Here is a 1,685-nt window from a genome sequence, read left to right on the forward strand (position 1 = left end):
CGCCGGGAATGATCTGCTGGTCGATCACGATGCCCTTTTGCGTCTTCAGCTTCTCGACCAGGGTGTTGACGTCCTTGGGCGGCACCACCGCGTCCTTCTCGCCGTGCACGATCAGGCCTGAGGACGGGCAGGGCGCGAGGAACGAGAAGTCGTAGAGATTGGCGGGCGGCGCGATCGAGATGAAGCCCTCGACCTCGGGGCGGCGCATCAGGAGCTGCATGCCGATCCAGGCGCCGAAGGAGAAGCCGGCGACCCAGCAGGCGCGCGCTTCGGGATTGATGGTCTGGGCCCAGTCGAGCGCCGCGGCCGCGTCCGACAATTCGCCGGTGCCGTGGTCGAACGAGCCCTGGCTGCGGCCGACGCCGCGGAAATTGAAGCGCAGCACCGAGAAGCCGCGATGCGCGAACGCGTAGTAGCACTGGTACACGATCTGATGGTTCATCGTGCCGTGGAACTGCGGATGCGGATGCAGGATCATCGCGATCGGCGCGTTCTTCTGCTTGGCCGGATGGTAGCGGCCTTCGAGACGGCCAGCAGGGCCGGTGAAAATGACTTCAGGCATGGATGTCTCTGACTACGTCCCTTGGAGGTGATCCCTGCGCAATCGTCCAATTGCGCTCTCGTGGCGTCGCCGGCGAGAGCACGGATGAAAGGAGAGGCGCGCCGTCGGGTGATGCGCGAGTGGCGCGCGGGTGAACTGACGCGCGCTTCTACCACGAGGCAAGGGTCAAAATGCAAGCATCTTCGACATCTCTCAATGGGCTCAACAGCTTAGCCGGTCATCCCAGCGTCATGTTCGGCCCGGCTGCGCGGCCGGACCCCGCCTGCATTGAACCGAATGACAGCAAAAGGCCGGGGGCTCGCCATCGGCAGCGCCCAACCATCTGGAATCACGATTGTTTATGGATTGCCGGTGGATCGGCGGGATTGCTTGCCGCCGGGACGGCTCGGCGTCCGAGCGAGGCGACTGCCGGGCGGTAGCGCCGGCTGCCGCCCAGCACCTGGCCATTGTCGAAGGCGAGTTCGAAATCTCCTGACGGCTTGAGATCGACCTCGCGCACCCGGTCGAGATTGGCAAGCCGGGTCCGATGAACGCGAATGATGGCGTACCGGCCCAACTCGCTTTCCGCCGCCGCGAGCGTGCCCCGGATCAGATGCCGGGTGCCATCGGCGAGGCAATATTCGATGTAATTGCCGGCGGACGCGACCCACAGGATGTCGCGCGGCACCACGCGAATCCGGCTCGTGCCGTCGCGCAGCCAGATCGTGTCGAGAGACGACGGTGGCGGCAGCGGGGCCGGTGGCGAGGCGGAAGCGGCTGCGGCGGCCTTCAACTCGCGCCGGCTGTCGAGCAGCCAGATCGTGCCCGCGATCAGGACATAGGTCACGGCGTCCTTGCGGAATTCGTAGAGAATCGTTGCGAGCGAGAAACGGAAATCGTAGGCGCCGCCGGCGAGCCAAAGCGCAAGCTTCCGCACCGACACCATCCCCGCGATGTGGAGCGCCGAGAAGCCGAGCAGGGTGATCGTCCCGAGCCCGGCGCGTGCGGCGAGGCCGGGCATCCGGCGCATGCGGCGAACGGCCCGCAGCGGGATCGGCAGCAACAGCAGGATGACGCCGATGCTCGACATCTCCCAGAACAGCCGCCGGCCGACATCGTAGCTGTCGCCGCGCCAGGCGGCGTC

2 protein-coding genes are annotated in these 1,685 nt (G+C 66.2%); both read right to left on the reverse strand.

All coding sequences use genetic code 11. From position 1 onward, the window contains the following. The coding region (locus JHD07_RS33585; protein WP_291629971.1) for an alpha/beta hydrolase at positions 1-562 on the reverse strand (562 nt) is incomplete at its 3' end. 328 nt (positions 563-890) lie between these two features. Continuing rightward, positions 891-1,685, reverse strand: a 795-nt coding sequence (locus tag JHD07_RS33590) for a LytTR family DNA-binding domain-containing protein (RefSeq protein WP_291629973.1), incomplete at its 5' end; no start/stop codon positions are given.

The organism is Bradyrhizobium sp., assembly GCF_016462955.1.
GTDB lineage: Bacteria > Pseudomonadota > Alphaproteobacteria > Rhizobiales > Xanthobacteraceae > Bradyrhizobium.